The sequence below is a fragment of the Xanthomonas arboricola pv. populi genome, from assembly GCF_002939945.1.
Taxonomy (GTDB): domain Bacteria; phylum Pseudomonadota; class Gammaproteobacteria; order Xanthomonadales; family Xanthomonadaceae; genus Xanthomonas; species Xanthomonas arboricola_A.
This window is the reverse complement of sequence record NZ_MDEB01000001.1, coordinates 268,551-287,856: the sequence shown is the minus strand read 5'-3', so window position 1 is coordinate 287,856 and position 19,306 is coordinate 268,551. Positions and strand designations below refer to the sequence as shown.

The following is a 19,306-nucleotide window of genomic DNA, read 5'->3' as shown; positions in this document are numbered from 1 at the left end:
GCGCGCTTTCGAATCTAACTACTACTGGCCCGCCACGTGCGGGCTTTTTCATGGGCTAGACATGGAACAGACGACCTACCAAGCGGTCACCGCGCACGCTATTGCGGAGTTTCCGCGCGAAGCCTGTGGGCTTGTTGTGGCCACGGTCGAAGGCGAGCGTTACTTCCCTTGCCGCAACACTGCAGAAACCGCCAGCGAGCACTTCCGACTGCCGGGCGAGGATTACGCCGAGGCCGAGGATCAGGGCGAGATCCTGGCGCTGGTCCACAGCCATCCAAACGCACCGGCAACGCCCAGTGACGCCGACCGCGTCATGTGCGAACTGAGCGAGCTGACCTGGCACATCGTCAGCGTCGGGCAGATCGACGGCGTGCCGGAATGCGGTGACGTCCAGACGATTGTACCGAGCGGCTACACCGCGCCGCTGGTGGGGCGCCATTTTGCCCATGGCGTGTTGGACTGCTACACGCTGTTGCGCGACTTCTACGCGCGCCAGCTCGGAATCCACCTCGGCAACTACGACCGCGCCGACAAGTGGTGGGACAGCGGCGGCGACCTGTATCTGCAGAACTTCGCCAACGAGGGATTTGCCGAGATCACCGATGAGCCGCTCCCTGGCGACGTGTTCCTGATGCAGGTTCGCTCGCCGGTGATCAACCACGCCGGCATCTACCTCGGCGACGGCCAGATGCTGCACCACCTGCATGGCCGGCTGTCCGAGCGGGTGGTGTACGGCGGTTATTGGGCAGAGCGCACCGTCAAGGTGATCCGCCATCGCGACACGCAGGGGCGGCATCCTGCTGCACTGGAGAACATCACGTGAATCCCAAGATCCGCACCGTGCGGCTGTATGGCGTGCTCGGCGCGCGGTTCGGTCGCAGCTTCCAGCTGGCGGTCAGCAGCCCTGCCGAGGCAGTTCACGCGCTTTGCGTGCAGATCCCGGGGCTTGAACGCTTCCTCATGGAGTCGAAGGACCGTGGCATGGCTTTCGCTGTGTTCATCGGCCGCCGGAATCTGCGGGAGGATCAGCTGGATGATCCGCCGGGCAACGACGACATCCGCATCGCACCGATCCTCATCGGCTCCAAGAGCGGCGGCGTGTTCCAGGCCATTTTGGGCGTCGCCTTGATCGCGGTTGCTGCAATCGCTACAGGCGGCGTTGGCGCCGCCTTCGCGGCCTCCGGTGTGTGGGGAACCGCTGCAATGGTGGGCTTGTCGCTCGCCATCGGTGGCGTCGCGCAGATGCTGGCTCCCCAGGCCAAAGGGCTTGGGACAAGCGAGCGACCCGAAAACCAGCCCAGCTATAGCTTCAATGGCCCGGTGAACACGCAGGCGCAGGGCAATCCGGTGCCGGTGGCTTACGGCCTACGTGTGTGGGCTGGCGGAGCAATCATCAGCGCGGGTATTTACGCGGAGGATCAAGCATGAACGCAATGGTCGATATCCAGGGCGCGAAGAAGGGCGGCAGCGCCGCGCGCCAGCCCGTGGAATCTCCGGACAGCCTTCGGAGCATCGCTTACGCCAAAATCCTGCTCGCAGTGAGCGAAGGCGAAATCGGCGGGCCGGTGAACGGACTGCAGTCGATCTATCTTGACGGGACGCCGCTGCAGTCTCCGGACGGCAGTTTCAACTTCCAGAACGTGCGCGTGCAGATGCGTTCCGGTACCCAGGATCAGGAGAGCATCGCCGGCTTCCCTGACGTCGAGAACGAGATTGCCATCGGCGTAGAACTGACCAGCGACACGCCCGTGGTACGTACCGTGTCCGGCGCCGAGCTGTCGTCGGTCCGCATCCGCGTTGCAACTCCGACGCTGCAAAAAACCGATACGACCAATGCCGATATCACAGGCTATCGCATCACCTACGCGGTCGATATTGCAACTGATGGCGGTGCTTACTCCACAGTTCTGACTGACACTATCTCTGGCAAGACCACGTCGCTCTACGAGCGCAGCCGCACGCTTGATTTGCCCCCGGGTAGTCAGTGGCAGATCAGGATTCGCAGGCTTACACCGAATGCGAACAGCGGCACCGTTGGCGACGTGATGTATGCCCAGGCAATCACAGAGATCATCGACGCGAAGCTGCGCTATCCCAACACGGCGCTGCTGGCGATCGAGCTGGACGCAAGTCAGTTCCAGGCGATCCCGACGGTGGCCAGCTACAACGAAGGCCGCATCATCCAGGTGCCGAGCAACTACAACCCAGACACGCGCAGCTACAGCGGGATTTGGGATGGCACCTTCAAGTCGGCATTGAGTGACAACCCGGCGTGGGTGTTCTTCGACATCGTCACGCAGGACCGCTTCGGCATGGGCAACACCATCCCGATGGCCTGGGTCGATCGTTGGCGGCTTTATCAGATCGCGCAGTACTGCGATGAGCTGGTGAGTGATGGTTTTGGCGGCATGGAGCCGCGCTTCACGTGCAATGTCTATCTGCAGACGAAGGCAGATGCGTGGCGCGTCCTGCAGGATCTGGCGGCGGTGTTCCGTGGCATCACCTATTACGCGCAAGGACAGGTTCTTGCCTCGGCCGACATGCCGATGGACCCGGTGTACTCGTACACCAAGGGCAACGTGATCGACGGGAAGTTCACCTATTCGGGCTCCGCACGGAAGACGCGATATACGGTTGCGCTGGTGTCCTGGAACGACCCGGCCGATTTCGGCAAAGCGAAGGTCGAGCCGGTCCAGTACCTGCCGGGCATCGCGAAATACGGCGTCCAGGAAGTTGAGGTCACCGCGTTCGGATGCACCTCGAAAAGCCAAGCGCAGCGCGTCGGCAACCACATCCTGCTGTCGAACAACCTGGAGACCGAGACAGTCAGCTTCGGCGTGGGCCTGGAGGGCACGATTGCTCAGCCGGGCCAGATCATCGAAATAGCAAACCCGGATCGGGCTGGGCGTCGCAACGGCGGTCGTATTCGGTCGTCGACCGGCCAGTCGGTGGTCATCGATGCAGTACCGGCAGATCTCGCACTGGGTGATAGCTTGCGTGTCCTCAATCCCAGCGAAGGCCGCAGCGAATCGCGCACCATCACTGCGATTAATGGCACCACGATCACGGTCAGCGTGCCTTTCAGCGAACCTCCGCGCGCGCAGTCGGTTTGGCTTGTGGAGAACTCGGATCTGGCGCTTGAGACCTTCAAGGTACTTTCCGTTGCGGAAGGGGAGGGCATCACCTACCAGATCACCGCGCTGAAGCATGTACGTGGGAAGTTCGCCTTCATCGATAGCGGCACTAAGCTGGAGCTGCAGCCGGTGAGCATCATCCCGCCGAGCGTGCAGCCGCCGCCCACGAATGTGCGGCTGTCGTCGCACAGCTTCGTCGAGCAGGGCATCGCGCAGCACGTGCTCACGATCGCATGGGATCCGGCTGACAAGGCGATCGCATACGACGTCGAGTGGCGCCGGGATGACATGGATTGGGTCAAGGCGGGCCGCGCGACCACCGCTAACCTCGATGTGCGCGGCATCTACGCCGGGCAGTATCTGGCGCGCGTGCGTGCGGTCAATGCGCTCAACGCGGTATCGATGCCTGCTTTGTCCGGTCTGACTGCAATCACTGGCAAGACGACTCCGCCGCCCTCGTTGGCTAGCCTCACGGCCACCGGCATCATTTTCGGCATCAATCTCACGTGGTCTTTCCCGCAAGGTGCTGCAGACACGCAGCGCACGGAGATCTGGTACAGCACGGCCAACAACCTCTCAGGCGCCACCAAGCTCGGTGACTTCGCATATCCCCAAGCCAAGCACTCCATGCTCGGCCTCGCCGCCGGCACGCGCTTCTTCTTCTGGGGCCGCTTGGTTGATCGAAGCGGCAACACCGGCCCGTGGTACCCGACCACCAATGGTGTGCTGGGTGAGAGCAGCACTGATGCCACCGCCATCCTGAAGTACTTGGCTGGCAAGATCGGCGAGACCGAGCTGTCGCAGAATCTGCTCACGAAGATCCAGAGCGTGGACAGTTTGCAGCCGCTGCTGCCTCTGCTTTGGAATCAAGCGGCCAGCTACGGCAAGGGCCGGACCGTGGTCTACAACGGGCGCGTGTATGCATGGACACCCGACCAGGCTGGCAACGAAACGCCACCGGGGATCAAGTGGCAGGACGTAGGCGCGGCAACGGCGGGTTACGGCGCGTTGGTCACGCAAGTAGGGCAGAACACCCAGAACATCACCTTGGTCGACGGCCGAGTTACTGCACAGGGGACCAGGGTCGATGGCATCTTTGCTCAGTTGGATGTGAAGGGGGCTGGCGATACAGACTGGGGTGCCGGCGACACCAACGTGTTTGCGGGAACCGTCACGGTGCAAAGCGTTCTGGCCAACGCTGACTTGGCGCTGGCGCAGCGGATCGACACAACCCAGGCCACGCTGGCTGAGAACACCGCAGCAGTTCAGGTGGAAGCAACGGCACGAGCGACAGCGGACAGTGCCATTGCACAGCAAGTCACGACGGTTCAAACCACAGCGAACGGCGCGCAGTCCTCAGCTTCGCAGGCACTGAGCAGCACCGCGAGCATCAACGGGAAGCTAACCAGCTTCTACACGCTGCGCGCGCAGGTCACTGCTGACGGGAAGATCTATGCAGCGGGCATGGGTCTGGGTGTCGAGCAGCAGGCAGATGGTAGCTACCAGAGCCAGATCCTGCTGCAGGCCGACCGTGTGGCAGTCATCAACGTAGCCAACGGTTCGCTGACGTCGCCGTTTGTGATCCAGGGCGGCCAGACGTTCATCAACCAAGCACTGATCGGCAATGCCTGGATCACCAACGCAATGATCGGCGACACGATCCAGTCGACTGCTGTCGGTGCCAACGGAAGGCCGCGATGGAAGCTAGACAAAAACGGAACGTTGGAAATGAACGGAGCAAACAATGGCGGCTTTTTGACGCTCAACGAAAATGCACTTCGCGTCTGGAATGCTGCCGGGACAGTTGCACTGTTTGAAGCCGGGGAGCTGCTCTGAGATGGCCTTCGGAATTCGTCAACGCGACTTGGCGGGAACTCTTTTAGTAGACATCTCAACTCGTATGCCAAGCAAGTTTGGTGCTGTCGCCATTGCCGCAGGTTCAAGCGGCTCTGTGTCCGTGCCGACCTTGGGCACCAACGAGATCTACTACTGGTTTTCAGCCAGCAGCAGCGCCGACCTGGCTCAGTCGCCGCTTTTCACCGTCGACGAGCAGGCTGGCACGATCAGCTGGAGATACGGTGGCGGCAGCAACATGGGCACGCAGGTTGGTGGTTTGCTCACCTACGGGAGGTACTGATGGTGCTTGGTGTAAGAGCCCGGACCGAGACTGGGGGCATTATTCAAATTGACGAGCGCTACGAGAATCTAGCGCTCAAGCAGAAGGGCACTGTCACCACGGCGGGCCTCAATTCGGCCAACCCAAACAGCGGGATTGGCTTCGCCACGGTTACCGTAGGCGGCGGCAATACGCCGCTGATCGCGGTGACCTGCTCGTCTTTCGTTGGCCTGCGTCGTCGCGCGCAGAGTGGCAGCACCTTCACCTTCGACCTGGTTTGCGAATCTGCCAACGTCCCAATCGACTACTACGTGTTCGACACAACGGACGTGGCGCAGATGGCCTTCGTCATGAGCAAAGGCGTGCGCTTCCGCAACGCAGCAAATGGAAAGGTGGCGTTCGACAGCCGCTACAAGTACATGCGGGTGATCGGGCGGATGCGCACCACCGCCGGCACCAGTCAGGCCGACTTCCCGACGCAGGCCGACGGGGTCGCAATCGCACTTGGCCACACCGGTGCATCGTTCACGATCGTGAGCGGGATGATTGGTGGCGGTGGCGGTGGCGGCGGCCCTGGCGGTGGCTGGGTGATGGACAGGCTCGGTTACGTCGCGGGTGTCCGCTATCGGCCAGGGGTTGCCTCTGCTCTGGGCATCAACACCTTCTACGTGCACGAGCAGGGCACGGGAACACAACCGCCGGCGCCCTCAGGCACATACGGAACCATGCAGGTCGATTGCCTGCTGCTCAACGTCCGCAATTACTGAGCCGGCGCGCCGGCTACGCGCCGCACGCCGTTGCGGTCTTGCAACTTGATGCTCCAGGGGCTTATCAGGTAGCCGGGCCGGCGGTAATAGATGGCCGGAATGTGGTCCTCGCGCGCGTCCTTCGCGATGCCGTTGACCAGCACATAGGGCGCGGCGGTCTTCGGCACCTCGCACCACTCCTTTCGCCCGTCGGTTTTGAGCGCCAGGGTGTAGGGGCCGGCGCCCTGGATCTGGCCACACACGATGGTTTGGGAAGTCACCGATGCGGCGCGGGCGCGCGGCGCGATGCGGGAGACGAAGGAGTCCAGCGATTCGCCGGCGTTAGACGTTTCCTGGTACAGCTGGACGGTGCGGCCGAACTGACTTGATTCGCCGGCAGCGGCGGGGATGGCGACGCCAATAAGCGCCGCGGCGGCGGTGATCAGCAGTGCGTGCATTACGTTCTCCGAATGTGCTGCGCCGGTCAGCGCCGGCGGCGCGAGGTCATCTCGGCGCAAGGCCAAGATGCATGGCCCGCACATGCAAAAAAACGTTCATTTGAGCTATGCCTGCACGCGTCATCCGCTCGGAAAAATCCGACGCCATCGTGCGGAACTGGCCGATATGTGAAATCCCATATCGCTGCCAATCTACATCTGCCGGTCGCGGTGCCAAGATGGCCGCTCAACCCGCGAGGCGCCTGAGCAGCGCCAAGCCGGCCCCCTAGACGTAGCCCTGAAGGTCGTCGTGTGTGAGCACGCCCAGACGATGCCCCCAGGACGCGACCAGCTCGACAATCACCGTCGCCTCGGCAGGGAATGCATACAGCAGCTCTGCTTCGAACTGATTGAGCACTTCCAGTGGCTCTGGCGCGCACGCCAGCCGCTGCCGCAGTTGTTCGAATAGGCTGGGGGGCGGGGTGTCCATGTCGGCAGATTCTACGTCCCCCTGTCTCACACCCTGAGACGGCCGTGCAGATACTGCGGGCATGGACAGAGCCCAACTCCGAACCCATCTGGAAAATCTCGATGCCGCGGTGCCGGCGCTGTTGAAAAGCAGCCCCGACCGTTGCCACTTCTGGCAGGCCTTCGCCGGCATGGCGGACGTCATTGAGGACGGCGCCATCACGGGCGAGGATGCCCAATTCGTCTCCCGGCGGCTCGATGAGATCTTGGCTTGGTATGGCCTCCAAGATACCGACCGCGACTGTTGAGAGGCGGCCATGTGTTACTCCGCGCTGATCCGAGCCGAGTTCAAAGAGTTCCAGCGGGCGTTCGGCGCCGTGATGGACATCGACACCTATGTGAAAACCTTCTGGTGGGGCGAGGGTGCCCAGGCGCGACGGGTCAAGGCGCCACGCGCGATGGTACGCGAGCTGCTGGAGATTGGCCCGCCCGACCTGCAGGAGAACCTGCGCGCGGCGGACGCCGCCGAGGCTGACACGCTCACCCGTGAGATCTTCGACCAGAAGCGCCGTGTCGGCGATGCCGAGCGGGCACTGCAGGTCAGGGAAACGAAGAAGGCGCGCGAGGACGTGCGCATCGGCACGAACAAGATCCTGCAGGCGCAGCGGCGCCTCGACACGCTCAAGGGTACGCGCGGCCAGGACGACAGCCGGATATTCCCCGGCGTCTACTGCCCGGTGCTGGTCGTCGAGAACGGCCAGCGTGTCGTCAAGCCGATGCGCTACCAGTGCCGCCCGGCCGGCACGCCGGCAATGTACGACCGGAAATTTCCCGGTACCTACAACGCCCGTCGCGACAACCTGGAAGGGTTCTGGCGCCGACAGTTCGGCTACACCCACGGGCTGATGGTGGCCGACCGGTTCTACGAGAACGTCGAAGGCCCAGACGGGCAGAACCAGCGCATCGAGTTCGTGCCGCGCACCGGCGAGCCGATGCTGGTGGCGTGCCTTTGGTCGCACTGGCGCGATCTCGCAGGCGTCGAACCCGACCTGTTGTCGTTCGCCGCGATCACCGATGAGCCGGAGCCGGAGGTCGCCGCCGCTGGCCATGACCGGACGATCATCAACATCAAGCCCGAGCACGTCGACGCCTGGCTCAATCCGGATCCGAGCAACCTGGACGCGCTGTACGCCATCTTCGACGACAAGCGGCACCCGTTCTACGAGCATCGGCTGGCGGCTTGAGCCACAGCAGCCACAACCAGGATAGATAGCCATGCCATCCCGATCTGCGCACCGCGCCGCGCTTCAGCGATCTAAGGAGCCCAGCGTCATTGCTCCCGAAGGTGTGACGCTACCGGTTCTCCCTCGCGGTATGAACTGGAACAACCCTGTCATCGGCGAGAAATTCGAACGGGAAGAATGGCACGTGCTGCGTGTCGGTCCAGGGGACTCAGAAGTCCTGGCAAGGATTCGGCGCAATGGGGCGAGTGAGGCCGACGTGTCGCTGAAGGTCGCGGGAAGCCCGGTGATACCGCCGGCGGTAACGCTGCCGATCGCTCAGGCTTTCGAGGTTGCAGCTGAGTTTGCGTTCAGCTCGTCGGAGTAGCTCGCCCTCCCAGAGCGCCCAACAGGCAGCTGGCAGCCGTCACGATACGATCTAACCAACGTGCGGATGCTGACCTCTGTGAGTTTGGACCCCTTCCTTGGTCAAGTGACACGAGCGAGGGGCACAGGTCGAGCTTGCGTTGTCTGTGTAATCGACTATACATAGCAGACGGTCTCGAAGGTACTTATGGCAAACGACAGTCTCACCCCTGATGATCCGGCTGCTTATCACATTACGGATATCGAGAACCTGCCCGCCATCATTCAGACCGGCGCGCTGTACTCTGATGGATATCTGGCTCGCAATGGTCATGAGCCTACTGTGGTTGGATACTCGCACATCAAGCAACGGCGGCTTGAGGTATGTAGAGTGAGCTGTGCTCAAGGGCAGGCATTTGTAGGAGAGTTCGTGCCGTTCTACTACTGCCCGAGGTCAGTGATGCTGTACACCATAAACAAAGGAAACACAGGGCGTCCAGAGGGTTGTCAAGAGACTATTTTGCATCTCGCAACTAGAACTTCTGCTCTCATGAAGCTTGGACGGGAATGGGCTATTAGCGATGGGAATGCTTCAGCTGCTCATGCATTGTTTTACAATAGCAAAGCTGGCTTTAAGCAGCTAAATTGGGCGGCGATAAAGGCGACCTCCTGGAGTGGGCAGCAACACCAAAAGGCTGCTGAATTTTTAGTTAGAGATCTGGTGCCGTGGGAAGCGTTTGTAGGTATAGGTTGTCGAAGTAAATCGATAGCATCCAGAGTTAGAGAAATCATTGATGTTGGTCCGCATTCTCATCGGCCTGAAGTTAAAGTTATTCCGAGTTGGTATTACTAATGATTACAATCGCGACAGGCAACCTCCTAAAGGCAAACGTTGATGCGCTTGTCAACACCGTCAACACGGAAGGGGTGATGGGCAAGGGCATTGCTCTTCAATTCAAGCGCGCGTATCCAAAAATGTATGATCATTACAGGGCAGCTTGCGACCTGGGTCAAATGCAGCTCGGTAAAATGCAAGTTGTCGAACTTGGCCAGTTGGGCGGCGGGCCGCGATTTGTCATCAATTTCCCAACGAAAAAACACTGGAAATCGAAGAGCAAAATCGAGGATATCGAGGATGGCCTCGTAGATTTGGTGGACGTAATTAAGCGCTACGAGTTGAAGTCGATCGCCGTTCCCCCTCTTGGGTGTGGATACGGCGGACTGGCATGGAGCGATGTTCGTCCCTTGATAGAGCGCGCCCTGGGGCATCTTGAAAACGTTCGGGTTGAGCTCTTTTCTCCAGATGGGGCTCCCCCTGCAGAAGACATGCCGAACCGTACTATCAAGAAGCCGCTTACGCCGGGTGGTGCTGCGGTAGTAGCTCTTGTCGACAAATATAGATCAGCTTTGCTAGACCCGATGGTGCGTTTGTTAGAAGTGCATAAATTGATGTACTTTCTAGAGCAGGCTGGTGAGCCATTGAGACTTAAATATACAAAAGGAACGTACGGCCCTTATTCTAATAATCTACGCTTTGTCCTCAACAAGCTTGAGGGGCACTATCTTCAAGGATTTGGGGATGGCGACGAAACGCCGCTAAAGCAAATAGAATTGATTCCCGGTTCCGCGGAAGAAGCCTCCAGTTTTCTTGCTGGGAGGTTGGCTACCGAGGAAAGAATGGAAAGAGTGGCTGCATTGATAGAGGGCTATGAAGATCCTTTTGGTCTTGAGTTACTGGGCTCTGTGCATTGGGTCATGATGCAATCACCTCTTGCTGCTGAGTCGGTTGAGGTGGCTGTTAAAGAGGTTTGGTCTTGGAACACTAGAAAAGCTCGCCTCATGAAGACCGAGCATATTGAGCGTGCTTGGGAAAGGCTTAAAAATTTTAAATGGGATACAGAGGCTGCAAGCGTCGTTCATTGAAAGATGGGCGAGGGCAAGTGGTGCGTGAGGTGGCAGCGAAAGGCCACCAAAGATGCAATGCACGTTTCATCGGCTGAGATCCCGCCCCGCATGAAAACTGGCGCTACCGACGGGGTTCATGCGTAATTCGTCAAGGTAGTCGGCCCAGCGCTGCATCATGCGCACGCGCTCCGCGAGGTGTGTCGTGCGGTTGTAAGCTCGGCCGTTGGGATCCTTCACTGCATGCGCCAGCTGGTGCTCAATGATGTCCGGCCGGAAGCCAAGGATCTCGTCGAGGATCGTGCGGGCTGTGGCGCGGAAGCCGTGGCCGGTCACCGTGCCTACCTCGTAGCCCATGCGGCGCAGAGCTGCGTTCACCGCGTTGTCTGACATCGGCCTCAGCTTCGTCCTGGTGCTGGGGAAGAGGTAGCGGCCGGCGCCGGTGAGCCGCTGCAAGTCCGCCAGGACAGTCAGCGCCTGGCGCGAGAGCGGGACAACGTGCGGCTGGCGCATCTTCATCTTCTCGGCGGGGATGTTCCACCGAGCGGCCTCGATATCGAACTCCGACCACTCGGCCTGCCGTAGCTCGCCAGGACGTACGAAGAGGAGCGGCGCCAGCACGAGAGCGCAGCGCGTGACATGGCTGCCCTTGTAGCCGTCCATGGCGCGCAGGAGCGGCCCCAGCTCGTCCGGATCCGTCACTGCCGGCAGGTGGCGTTCGGGCGTTGGCTTCAGCGCGCCGCGCAGATCCGCCACTGGGTTGCGGCTGGCACGCCCGGTGGCGATGGCGTATCGCATGACCTGGCCGCAGTTCTGCATGATCCGATGCGCCGACTCGAAGGCGCCGCGCTTCTCGATGCGTCTGGCCACCGCCAGGAATTCAGGCGCTTCCAGTTCCGCTGCCGGCCGCGCGCCGATGTAGGGGAACACGTCGTTCGTGAACCACCCGACGACTTTCACGCGGTACCCATCCACCCAGTTGCGCTTCTCCAGCCACTCGTTGGCGATCACCTCGAAAGTGTTGGCGTCGAGGATTGCACGCGCAGCCGTTGCTGCTTTCCGGTGCTCGCCCGGATCGATACCCTGAGCCACCAACTGGCGTGCTTCGTCCCGCCGCTGCCTGGCCAGTGCCAGCGGCACTTCTGGGTAGACGCCGAGGGCCAGCCGCTTTTCCTTGCCGCCGAATCGATACTTCAGGCGAAACCAGCGCCCGCCCTTCGGCGACAGCTCCAGGTACAAGCCGTCGCTGTCATACAGGCGTTGGGTCTTCGCGGCAGGTTTGGCGCGTCGTATTGCGAGATCGGTCAGTGGGGGCATCTGGTCGGCAGTTGGGGGCAGGTGCCCCAAAATATGCCCCCAGAGTCTCCGATCCTGCGACGTTCACTTGCGCACCGCAGTGCACATAAAAAAGGCCGAGAACCCTTGATTTACGGGGGTTCCCGGCCTTCTTCGGATCTTCAAGATCCGCTCATTGGTGGAGGTGGGCGGAATCGAACCGCCGTCCGGAAGCACTCCATCCCCAGCACTACATGCTTAGCCCTCCGTTAGATCTCGTTTCCAGGCAGCACGGTTGGCAAAGCGCACCTGGAAACCAGCCTGCTTTATCTAACCGGTAGCTGACAGGCAGCCACTACCGATGGTTCCGTGATAATGACCCTACACCTACGAGCACGGGCACAAGTAGGTTCGGGGGTTCGCCTTAGGCGGCTGTAGAACTACAACTAAAGCCAATTAAGCGGCGATAGCGAAGTCCGAACCGTAGTTGTCATCGTTGGCAACTAAAAGTTTGCTGCTGGATTAACGAGGAAAGCTGCCCCCTCGGCATGCGCCAAGCGACTTCGCGACCCCCGTCGAAACCAGTGCACCCCCGGGGAAAGCATCAAAACGCTGACCTGATCAGTGTAGGGATCGGGGCGCCCTGTCACAAGTGGTGAGACGTGCAGCGCTTACAGTGGCTTCAGTCCTATCGGACGGAATAGTCTGGTAATCAAGGAGCGAAGCGATGGCGACAGGCAAGCCCCCTCGTTCGCGGCAGGCGCGCAGCGCGCAGCGCGCCTCGCAAGCGCGCACCCGGTGTCGACGCAGCCAAGCCTAGGCGCGCCGTCAGGGCCCCGCAGCAGCAGGCGCAGGACACCGCATTGACGCGCGTGCAGGGCAAGGCGCGTACCGTGATCTACATCCATGGCATCGGCAACAAGCCGCCGGCCGAGGTGTTGCGCTGTCAATGGGACAAGGCTTTGTTCGGGCGGCCGATGGGCGAGCGCACGCGCCTGGCGTATTGGGTGAATCGCGAGCGCTATCCGGTTGCCGAACCCGGCAACTGCGATGCGCGCGATGTCGGCCCGGCGCTCAATCAGAGCGTGCAACGCGCCTTGAGCACGCTTGGGTGGGTGCCCGGCGAGCAGGACTTGCACCTGCTCGCCGACGCCCTGGCGCAGAGCGAGCAGGAACGCAGCGATCTGCATCGATTGCTGGACGAGCTGGATGCCGCGCCCGCCATGCCGGCAGCCGGCGAGGTGCAGGCCAAAGGCCCTATCGATGCGATCAACCGGGTGCTGCTGCGGCTGATCTCCGCAGCGCTGCTGCAGGACGTGCACGATTTGTTCTTCGTGCCCGAGCGTGCAGCGTTGATGCGCGACAGCCTGGTGCAGCGCCTGCGCTCGGGGGGCGGGCCGTTTGTGGTGGTCGCGCACAGCCAGGGGTCGATGATCGCCTTCGACGTGCTGCGTCAGCTCCAGGCTGCCGAGTGCGAGGTCAGCCTGTTCCTGACCCTGGGCTCGCCACTGGGCCTGCCGCAGGTGCGCAGCATGTTCAAACGCTGGACCGGCACGCGCAAGCTGCCGTTTCCCGCGTGCGTGCGGCGCTGGATCAACGTGGCCGATACGCGCGACCCGATTGCGCTGGATCCGGATCTCGGCGACGACATCGCCAATGCCAAGGGACGCTTCGAAAACCTCGCGGGTGCGCGCTTGAACCCGGACTGGCAGCGCAACGCGCATTCGGGCTCGGGCTATCTGTCGATCCCGCAGGTACGCGCGGCGGTGCGCGAAGCGGTGGGTGTCGGCTTCGACCAACCGGTCTCCAACGCCGTGTTGATCAAGGATCTCAGCGAGCAACTGGAAGCGCATGGCGCCGAGTACCGGCACGAGGTGCTGATCGAGCTGGATCGGCGGGTGTCGGGCGACGATCCGGCCGGCACGCGTGCGCTGCTGCTGGCGCAACTGCGCCAGGCCGCTGCAGGCACCACCGGCTTGAGCGGCGAAGCGCTGGACGAGGCGATCGCGCTGGAAGATGGCTTGCAGCGGTTTGTGTCGGCACGGCTGACGCGGTTCGAGATCGAATCGCTGCAGGACCGCTACCGGGCCTTGGGATTCCGGCGCATGTGGCGCGATGCCGGCAAGCGCGCGTTGATCAACGTGTCCGGCAATGTCCTGCATGCCGATGCGGCGCGCACCGCGTATCGCGCACGCGGCCAGCAGATCGGCTGGGCAGTGCTGGACACCGGTATCGCGGCTAGTCATCCGCATTTCGTCGCAAAGGGCGAGCGCGACACGGTGGTGGCGCAATGGGATTGCACGCGTCGCGGCGCAGCCAAGCGACTGACACGCGCTGACGGCGATGCCTTCGCCCGGCTGGATCGGCACGGGCACGGCACGCATATCGCCGGGATCATCGCCGGCCAGAGCCGCGCGGTGATTGCCGACGCGCAGGGCAACCCGGGCAAGCCGCTGGAGTTCGCCGGCATGGCGCCGGATACCCAGCTCTACGGTTTCAAGGTACTGGACGATGCCGGCAACGGCCGCGATTCGTGGATGATCAAGGCGGTGCAGCAGGTGGCGGCAATCAACGAGCGCGCCGGCGAGCTGGTCATCCATGGCGTCAATCTGAGCCTTGGCGGTTACTTCGATCCGGAGAGCTATGGCTGCGGTTTTACGCCGCTGTGCAACGAGCTGCGGCGGCTATGGCGGCAAGGCGTGCTGGTGGTGGTGGCCGCCGGCAACGAGGGCCTGGCGTGGTTGATGGGCAACGACGGCGATGCGTATCCGGCCAACATGGATCTGTCGATCAGCGACCCGGGCAATCTGGAAGACGCCATCGTGGTCGGCTCGGTGCACAAGAGCAGCCCGCACAACTACGGCGTGTCGTATTTTTCCTCGCGCGGACCGACCGCCGATGGGCGCGGCAAGCCGGACGTCGTGGCGCCGGGCGAAAAGATCCTGTCGGCCTATTACGACTTCGACCTGAACGACCCGGCCAGCCTGATGGTGGAGATGAGCGGCACCAGCATGGCCGCACCGCACGTCTCCGGCGTGCTGGCCGGATTCCTCTCCGCACGCCGCGAGTTCATCGGCTTCCCGGACCGGGTCAAGCAACTGATGCTGGACACCTGCACCGACCTGCAGCGCGATCGCTATGTGCAGGGCAGGGGGGTGCCGAATTTGATGCGGATGCTTGGGGCGACGTGAGGAATCGGGAATCGGGAATCGGGAATCGTAAAAGCACGATGCTTCTCACGGATCCGGCAATACCCCGTCCTGAGCTAAGTTGAGGTCAACGCAGCGAGCCTGCCCAGCTCTTGCGATTCCCCATTCCCCATTCCCCATTCCCCATTCAAGCATCGCGGTTATGCCGCCGCATCACGCGCTGCTTGTCGCGCTGCCAGTCGCGGTCCTTGGCGGCGTCGCGCTTGTCGTGGTTCTGCTTGCCCTTGGCCAGTGCGATTTCCAGCTTGACCTTGTTGTTGCTCCAGTACAGCGCGGTGGGCACCAGGGTGTAGCCGTCGCGTTCGACGCTGCTCAACACCTTGTCGATTTCCCGGCGGTGCAGCAGCAGCTTGCGGTCGCGGCGTTCCACCGGCACGGTGTGGCTGGAGGCCTGGATCAGCGGGGTGATCTGCGCGCCGATCAGGAAGATCTCGCCGGAGCGCACATAGGCGTAGCCGTCGATGATGTTGGCGCGCCCGGCACGGATTGCCTTGACTTCCCAGCCCTGCAGCGCCAGGCCGGCTTCGTAGCGCTCTTCCAGGTGGTATTCGTAGCGCGCACGCTTGTTCAGCGCGATGGTTTTCGTGGCCGTCGCGCCGTTTGCTTTATCCTTGGCTGGTTTCTTGCTCATGCCGCTATTGTCGCCGATTCGGCGTCATCAAACGATCTTCTGTCTTTCACAAGTTAGCGAATGCCTACCATCCGTCGCAGCGCCCTGGTCGAACACAGCGCCACCCGCATGTTCGACCTGGTCAATGATGTTGCCGCCTATCCGCGCCGTTTCGGCTGGTGCGATGCTGCGCAGGTGCTTGAACAGAACCAGGCGCATATCGTGGCGCGGCTGGATCTTGGGCTGGGGTCGTTCCGCACCTGGTTCACCACCGAAAACATGCTCGAACGTCCGCAGCGCATCGTCATGCATCTGCGCGACGGGCCGTTCAAGCGGCTGGAAGGCCTGTGGGAATTTCAGTCGCTGGGCGAGAACGCCTGCAAGGTCAGCCTGACCCTGGAAGTGGAAACCAGCTCGCGGCTGTTGGGTCCGGCGCTGGCGCTGGGCTTTCAAGGCCTGGCCGATCGGATGGTCAACGATTTCGTGCGGGTCGCCGATCGCGGCGAGGTCTGAGCATGCGCGTCGACGTCGTGCTGGCCTGGCCGGACCGCTGCAGTTCGGTGTCGCTGGAGCTGGCCGAGGGCACCACCGTGGCCGAGGCGATTGCAGCGTCCGGTCTGGCACCGGATCGACCACCCGCGGCGCAGTCGATTCATGGGCTTGTCGCACGCGCGGATCAGGTGCTGCGCGACGGCGACCGGGTCGAATTGCTCAGGCCGCTGTTGCTGGATCCGAAGGAGGCGCGGCGTCGCCGTGCCGGACCAGGCAAAAAAACCGGCCCCAACGGATAGCTGCTTGTCTGAGCTGTGATGCGCACGCGGCATAGCGAACTCTTCCGGTGGCGATTCAACCGTGAATGCACCCGGCGGATTGGGCAAGCGCATGTCGACGCGAGACGCCTGACGACGACAAGCCCCAGCTATCGGTATCTAGGTCAGCGCTGCGGTCCCTGATCGAACACGTCTTTCCGAGCAGACAAATGAAAAACGCATCCGTTTAGACGGATGCGTTTTCTGGTCGACCAGCACTCAGGCGAGCGCAAGCTCGCCGAGCAACCGCATCAACGGCCGCGCTGCTTCTTCTTATCGCGGGCCAGATTGCGGCCAAACTGCTTGGGCGCCGACTTGGCCAGCTGCTCGTCCTGGGACGGGAAATAATCGCCTTCCCAGCGCACGACCTGCTCGTTCTCGAAGAACACGGTGAAGTTCTTGACCTCGGTGCGCGCCAGACGGTCCACGCGTTGGGTGGACGTGTAGTCCCAGCGCTGCGAATGGAACGGGTCGGGAATCGAGGGGGTTCCCAGCAACGCGCTGACCTGCTGCTTGCTCTGGCCTACCTGCAGTTGCTCCACGGCATTCTGTTTGATCAGATTGCCTTGGTAGATCGGCTGCTTGTAGATGATGCCGCAGCCAGCGGTGGAAAGAGCAACGGCGGCGACCAGCAGGAGATTACGCATCGGGTATTTAAGTGCTGAGGAAATCACGCCGATGATACACTCCCGCCGGTCGCCGCGACCCGTTTGAAGGCAGCTGGCGCTAAATCGCCAATGAACGGAGAACATATGGAAACCCACGACCTGCGCAAAGTCGGGCTCAAGGTGACCCATCCGCGGATGCGGATCCTGGAGTTGCTCGAGCAGAAGAGCAACCAGCACCACCTCAGCGCAGAAGACATCTATCGGCAGCTGCTCGACCATGGCGACGAAATCGGTCTGGCCACGGTGTATCGGGTGCTGACCCAGTTCGAGGCCGCCGGCCTGGTGCTGAAGCACAATTTCGAAGGCGGCCAGGCGGTCTATGAGCTGGACCGCGGCGGCCATCACGACCATATGGTGGACGTGGATACCGGCCACGTGATCGAGTTCGAAAGCGAAGAGATCGAGGCCTTGCAGCGGCAGATCGCCGCCCAGCATGGCTACGAGCTGGAAGAGCACTCGCTGGTGCTGTACGTGCGCAAGAAGCGTCCGCGCTGACGGCAAGCCAGTGGCACGGTGGTAGCGACAAGGCGGCTTCGGCCGCCTTGTGCGTTTGCCGCCATCGGCGGGCTGGGCAATCCCGATGGCGGCCGCCAATGCGCCTGGCGGCTCAGGCGCTCTGCAGCAGCTTGCGTGCCGCCGCGCGGGCTTCCTTGCTGACTTCCACCCCGCCCAGCATGCGTGCGAGTTCTTCCTGGCGGGCCTGCGGGCCGAGCAGTTCGACCGCGCTCTGGGTCATGCCGTCCACCGGCGCCTTGCTGACACGATAATGCGCATGGCCCTTGGCGGCCACCTGTGGCAAGTGGGTCACGCACAGCACCTGGCGCTCTTCGCCCAGGGCGCGCAGCTTCTGCCCGACGATGTCGGCCACCGCGCCGCCGATGCCGGAATCCACTTCGTCGAAGACCATGGTCGGCACGCTGTCCAGCCCGAGTGCGGCCACCTCGATCGCCAGCGAAATCCGCGACAGCTCGCCGCCGGAGGCGACCTTGCGCAATGCGCGTGGCGGCTGCCCGGCATTGGCGGCGACCAGGAATTCCACCCGCTCGGCGCCGTTGGGATCCGGGCGCAACGTATCCTGCGGCTGCAGCTGGATCTGGAATTGTCCGCCGCCCATGCCCAGCTCGCCGATCAGCGTGGTGGTGGCGGCCGACAAGGCCTCGGCAGCGGTAGTGCGGCTGGCGCTGAGGGTGCTGGCTGCACTGCGCCAGACGCCGATCGCCGCCTCGATATGCTTGTCCAGCTGCTGCAGGCGCTCGTCGGCGCCGCGCAGGCTGTCCACTTCCAGGCTCATGCGGTCGCGCTGGGCGGCCAGTTCGTCCGGGGCGACGCGGTGCTTGCGCGCCAGATCGTGCAGGCGGCCGAGCCGGCGCTCCATCGCCTCGAACTGGGCCGGGTCGGCCTCCAGGTCGTCGCGCACGCGGTCGAGCAGGGCCAGCGCCTCTTCGATCTGGATGACGGCGCTGTCCAGCAGCGCATCGACCTCGCCCAGGCGCGGCTCGTGCTCGGCCACGCGCGCCAGGTCGTGGCGGCTGTCCTGCAGCAGGCCCAGCGCCGAGGTGCCGTCGTCGCCATTGAGCTGCAGGGCCACGCTGTCGCAGGCGCCGATCAATGCGGTGGCATGCGCCTGACGGCGGTGATTGACGTCCAGCGCGGCGATCGCGGCCGGGTCCAGGTCTTCGCGTTCCAGTTCGCCGAGCTGGTGTTCCAGGAAACCGATGCGGTCGGAGACATCGCCTTGCGCGGACAGCGCATCGCGCTCGTCCAGCAAGGCCTGCCAGCGCTGGCTGGCCTGGCGCACCTGCTCGCGCTGCGCGCCGTTGCGGGCATAGGCGTCGAGCAGGGCGAGCTGGCTATGGCGGGCCATCAAGGCCTGGTGTTCGTGCTGGCCGTGGATCTCCACCAGTCGCGAGGCCAGTTCCGCCAGTTGCGAAGAGGTCACCGGGCGGCCGTTGATCCAGGCGCGCGAGCCGCCATCGGCACGGATGATCCGGCGCAGCTGGCATTGCGCATCGTCGTCGAGTTCGTTGTCCAACAGCCAGGTCAGGCCCGGGTGCTGGGCCGGCAGCTGGAATTCGGCCGACAGCTCGGCGCGGTCGGCACCATGGCGGACCACGCCGCTGTCGGCGCGCAGCCCGGACAGAAAGCCCAGCGCGTCCACCATCAGCGACTTGCCGGCGCCGGTTTCGCCGGAAACCACGGTCATGCCCGGCCCGAATTCCAGTTCGGTGGCACGGACGACGGCGAAATCCTTGATGGAGAGGTGTCTGAGCATGGGATCGAGTGTGAACGCTTTGGGGAAGCTTAGGGTGAGAGCGGCGGGCAGGGAATAAGACGCTTGCCAACCGC

General features: G+C 62.7%; 20 protein-coding genes and 1 other RNA gene. 14 read left to right on the top strand and 7 right to left on the bottom strand.

The features are described from left to right. The first annotated feature begins 61 nt into the window (after window positions 1-61). The 5 genes from XaplCFBP3123_RS01360 to XaplCFBP3123_RS01340 are packed head-to-tail and all read left to right on the top strand — an operon-like array spanning window position 62 to window position 6,017. On the top strand, window positions 62-823 hold the full coding sequence (locus tag XaplCFBP3123_RS01360; protein WP_104532478.1) for a C40 family peptidase: 762 nt from the start codon (window positions 62-64) through the stop codon (window positions 821-823). Continuing rightward, on the top strand, window positions 820-1,428 hold the full coding sequence (locus XaplCFBP3123_RS01355) for a tail assembly protein (RefSeq protein ID WP_104532477.1): 609 nt from the start codon (window positions 820-822) through the stop codon (window positions 1,426-1,428). Before XaplCFBP3123_RS01360 ends, XaplCFBP3123_RS01355 begins: the two co-directional genes overlap by 4 nt. Then, window positions 1,425-4,970: a phage tail protein gene (locus XaplCFBP3123_RS01350; protein ID WP_104532476.1), complete on the top strand. Its 3,546-nt coding sequence runs from the start codon at window positions 1,425-1,427 to the stop codon at window positions 4,968-4,970. Before XaplCFBP3123_RS01355 ends, XaplCFBP3123_RS01350 begins: the two co-directional genes overlap by 4 nt. A 1-nt stretch (window position 4,971) precedes the next feature. After that, on the top strand, window positions 4,972-5,271 hold the full coding sequence (locus tag XaplCFBP3123_RS21140; protein ID WP_146091252.1) for a hypothetical protein: 300 nt from the start codon (window positions 4,972-4,974) through the stop codon (window positions 5,269-5,271). Continuing rightward, window positions 5,271-6,017 (top strand): hypothetical protein, encoded by a 747-nt coding sequence (locus XaplCFBP3123_RS01340; RefSeq protein WP_104532474.1) that lies wholly within the window; start codon window positions 5,271-5,273, stop codon window positions 6,015-6,017. The genes XaplCFBP3123_RS21140 and XaplCFBP3123_RS01340 overlap by 1 nt, the downstream gene beginning before the upstream one ends. Here the strand turns inward: XaplCFBP3123_RS01340 and XaplCFBP3123_RS01335 are convergent. Both XaplCFBP3123_RS01335 and XaplCFBP3123_RS01330 read right to left on the bottom strand, forming a co-directional pair. Continuing rightward, entirely contained in the window at window positions 6,011-6,454 is a 444-nt protein-coding gene (locus XaplCFBP3123_RS01335; RefSeq protein ID WP_104532473.1) for a hypothetical protein, read from the bottom strand. The two genes, XaplCFBP3123_RS01340 and XaplCFBP3123_RS01335, sit on opposite strands and share 7 nt — an antisense overlap. Window positions 6,455-6,719: 265 nt before the next feature. Next, a complete protein-coding gene (locus XaplCFBP3123_RS01330; protein ID WP_104533229.1) occupies window positions 6,720-6,923 on the bottom strand; it encodes a hypothetical protein in 204 nt (67 codons plus the stop codon). Between the two features lie 61 nt (window positions 6,924-6,984). Here XaplCFBP3123_RS01330 and XaplCFBP3123_RS01325 point away from each other — a divergent pair, with 61 nt between their 5' ends. The 5 genes from XaplCFBP3123_RS01325 to darG all read left to right on the top strand — a co-directional run bounded on the left by XaplCFBP3123_RS01325 (window position 6,985) and on the right by darG (window position 10,410). Next, window positions 6,985-7,209 (top strand): hypothetical protein, encoded by a 225-nt coding sequence (locus XaplCFBP3123_RS01325; protein WP_104532472.1) that lies wholly within the window; start codon window positions 6,985-6,987, stop codon window positions 7,207-7,209. Window positions 7,210-7,218: 9 nt separating this feature from the next. Beyond that, window positions 7,219-8,145 (top strand): SOS response-associated peptidase family protein, encoded by a 927-nt coding sequence (locus XaplCFBP3123_RS01320; protein ID WP_104532471.1) that lies wholly within the window; start codon window positions 7,219-7,221, stop codon window positions 8,143-8,145. A 130-nt stretch (window positions 8,146-8,275) separates the two neighbouring features. Next, complete coding sequence (locus tag XaplCFBP3123_RS01315) at window positions 8,276-8,509, top strand: hypothetical protein (protein WP_104533228.1); 234 nt, start codon at window positions 8,276-8,278, stop codon at window positions 8,507-8,509. A 186-nt stretch (window positions 8,510-8,695) separates the two neighbouring features. Then, on the top strand, window positions 8,696-9,340 hold the full coding sequence (darT, locus tag XaplCFBP3123_RS01310) for a type II toxin-antitoxin system toxin DNA ADP-ribosyl transferase DarT (protein WP_104532470.1): 645 nt from the start codon (window positions 8,696-8,698) through the stop codon (window positions 9,338-9,340). Then, window positions 9,340-10,410: a type II toxin-antitoxin system antitoxin DNA ADP-ribosyl glycohydrolase DarG gene (gene darG, locus XaplCFBP3123_RS01305; protein WP_104532469.1), complete on the top strand. Its 1,071-nt coding sequence runs from the start codon at window positions 9,340-9,342 to the stop codon at window positions 10,408-10,410. Before darT ends, darG begins: the two co-directional genes overlap by 1 nt. Before the next feature lie 66 nt (window positions 10,411-10,476). On the opposite strand, the gene XaplCFBP3123_RS01300 is transcribed toward darG, so the two are convergent. Continuing rightward, window positions 10,477-11,706 (bottom strand): tyrosine-type recombinase/integrase, encoded by a 1,230-nt coding sequence (locus tag XaplCFBP3123_RS01300; protein WP_104533227.1) that lies wholly within the window; start codon window positions 11,704-11,706, stop codon window positions 10,477-10,479. Between the two features lie 155 nt (window positions 11,707-11,861). Further along, window positions 11,862-12,258, bottom strand: a transfer-messenger RNA (tmRNA) gene (ssrA, locus tag XaplCFBP3123_RS01295). A gap of 278 nt (window positions 12,259-12,536) precedes the next feature. Between ssrA and XaplCFBP3123_RS01290 the strand changes: the two genes are divergently transcribed. After that, window positions 12,537-14,855: a S8 family peptidase gene (locus XaplCFBP3123_RS01290; protein WP_104532468.1), complete on the top strand. Its 2,319-nt coding sequence runs from the start codon at window positions 12,537-12,539 to the stop codon at window positions 14,853-14,855. Window positions 14,856-15,000: 145 nt separating this feature from the next. Here XaplCFBP3123_RS01290 and smpB read toward each other — a convergent pair whose 3' ends face one another. Further along, complete coding sequence (smpB, locus tag XaplCFBP3123_RS01285) at window positions 15,001-15,504, bottom strand: SsrA-binding protein SmpB (RefSeq protein ID WP_039520446.1); 504 nt, start codon at window positions 15,502-15,504, stop codon at window positions 15,001-15,003. A 60-nt stretch (window positions 15,505-15,564) separates the two neighbouring features. Here smpB and XaplCFBP3123_RS01280 point away from each other — a divergent pair, with 60 nt between their 5' ends. Together XaplCFBP3123_RS01280 and XaplCFBP3123_RS01275 are read left to right on the top strand one after the other, a co-directional pair. Beyond that, window positions 15,565-15,996, top strand: coding sequence for a type II toxin-antitoxin system RatA family toxin (locus XaplCFBP3123_RS01280; RefSeq protein WP_104532467.1), 432 nt, complete (start codon window positions 15,565-15,567; stop codon window positions 15,994-15,996). A gap of 2 nt (window positions 15,997-15,998) precedes the next feature. Further along, entirely contained in the window at window positions 15,999-16,274 is a 276-nt protein-coding gene (locus XaplCFBP3123_RS01275) for an RnfH family protein (protein WP_104532466.1), read from the top strand. A 269-nt stretch (window positions 16,275-16,543) separates the two neighbouring features. On the opposite strand, the gene XaplCFBP3123_RS01270 is transcribed toward XaplCFBP3123_RS01275, so the two are convergent. After that, complete coding sequence (locus XaplCFBP3123_RS01270; protein ID WP_016901565.1) at window positions 16,544-16,939, bottom strand: outer membrane protein assembly factor BamE; 396 nt, start codon at window positions 16,937-16,939, stop codon at window positions 16,544-16,546. A gap of 105 nt (window positions 16,940-17,044) precedes the next feature. On the opposite strand from XaplCFBP3123_RS01270, the gene fur reads away from it, so the two are divergent. Beyond that, the gene (gene fur, locus XaplCFBP3123_RS01265; protein ID WP_016901564.1) at window positions 17,045-17,455 is read left to right on the top strand and encodes a ferric iron uptake transcriptional regulator; all 411 of its coding nucleotides are present in this window, start codon (window positions 17,045-17,047) and stop codon (window positions 17,453-17,455) included. 112 nt (window positions 17,456-17,567) lie between these two features. Here the strand turns inward: fur and recN are convergent, their stop codons facing one another. Further along, window positions 17,568-19,232, bottom strand: coding sequence for a DNA repair protein RecN (gene recN, locus XaplCFBP3123_RS01260; protein ID WP_104532465.1), 1,665 nt, complete (start codon window positions 19,230-19,232; stop codon window positions 17,568-17,570). Window positions 19,233-19,306: the final 74 nt, after the last annotated feature.

Bases quoted from the DNA above. Each gene is read 5' to 3' on its own strand.
- XaplCFBP3123_RS01270 (WP_016901565.1), bottom strand. From the start codon at position 16,939: ATGCGTAATCTCCTGCTGGTCGCCGCCGTTGCTCTTTCCACCGCTGGC.
- XaplCFBP3123_RS01315 (WP_104533228.1), top strand. From the start codon at position 8,276: ATGAACTGGAACAACCCTGTCATCGGCGAGAAATTCGAACGGGAAGAA.
- recN (WP_104532465.1), bottom strand. From the start codon at position 19,232: ATGCTCAGACACCTCTCCATCAAGGATTTCGCCGTCGTCCGTGCCACC.
- XaplCFBP3123_RS01325 (WP_104532472.1), top strand. From the start codon at position 6,985: ATGGACAGAGCCCAACTCCGAACCCATCTGGAAAATCTCGATGCCGCG.
- fur (WP_016901564.1), top strand. From the start codon at position 17,045: ATGGAAACCCACGACCTGCGCAAAGTCGGGCTCAAGGTGACCCATCCG.
- XaplCFBP3123_RS01340 (WP_104532474.1), top strand. From the start codon at position 5,271: ATGGTGCTTGGTGTAAGAGCCCGGACCGAGACTGGGGGCATTATTCAA.
- smpB (WP_039520446.1), bottom strand. From the start codon at position 15,504: ATGAGCAAGAAACCAGCCAAGGATAAAGCAAACGGCGCGACGGCCACG.
- XaplCFBP3123_RS01350 (WP_104532476.1), top strand. From the start codon at position 1,425: ATGAACGCAATGGTCGATATCCAGGGCGCGAAGAAGGGCGGCAGCGCC.
- XaplCFBP3123_RS21140 (WP_146091252.1), top strand. From the start codon at position 4,972: ATGGCCTTCGGAATTCGTCAACGCGACTTGGCGGGAACTCTTTTAGTA.
- XaplCFBP3123_RS01320 (WP_104532471.1), top strand. From the start codon at position 7,219: ATGTGTTACTCCGCGCTGATCCGAGCCGAGTTCAAAGAGTTCCAGCGG.
- XaplCFBP3123_RS01275 (WP_104532466.1), top strand. From the start codon at position 15,999: ATGCGCGTCGACGTCGTGCTGGCCTGGCCGGACCGCTGCAGTTCGGTG.
- XaplCFBP3123_RS01280 (WP_104532467.1), top strand. From the start codon at position 15,565: ATGCCTACCATCCGTCGCAGCGCCCTGGTCGAACACAGCGCCACCCGC.
- darT (WP_104532470.1), top strand. From the start codon at position 8,696: ATGGCAAACGACAGTCTCACCCCTGATGATCCGGCTGCTTATCACATT.
- XaplCFBP3123_RS01335 (WP_104532473.1), bottom strand. From the start codon at position 6,454: ATGCACGCACTGCTGATCACCGCCGCCGCGGCGCTTATTGGCGTCGCC.
- XaplCFBP3123_RS01360 (WP_104532478.1), top strand. From the start codon at position 62: ATGGAACAGACGACCTACCAAGCGGTCACCGCGCACGCTATTGCGGAG.
- darG (WP_104532469.1), top strand. From the start codon at position 9,340: ATGATTACAATCGCGACAGGCAACCTCCTAAAGGCAAACGTTGATGCG.
- XaplCFBP3123_RS01300 (WP_104533227.1), bottom strand. From the start codon at position 11,706: ATGCCCCCACTGACCGATCTCGCAATACGACGCGCCAAACCTGCCGCG.
- XaplCFBP3123_RS01330 (WP_104533229.1), bottom strand. From the start codon at position 6,923: ATGGACACCCCGCCCCCCAGCCTATTCGAACAACTGCGGCAGCGGCTG.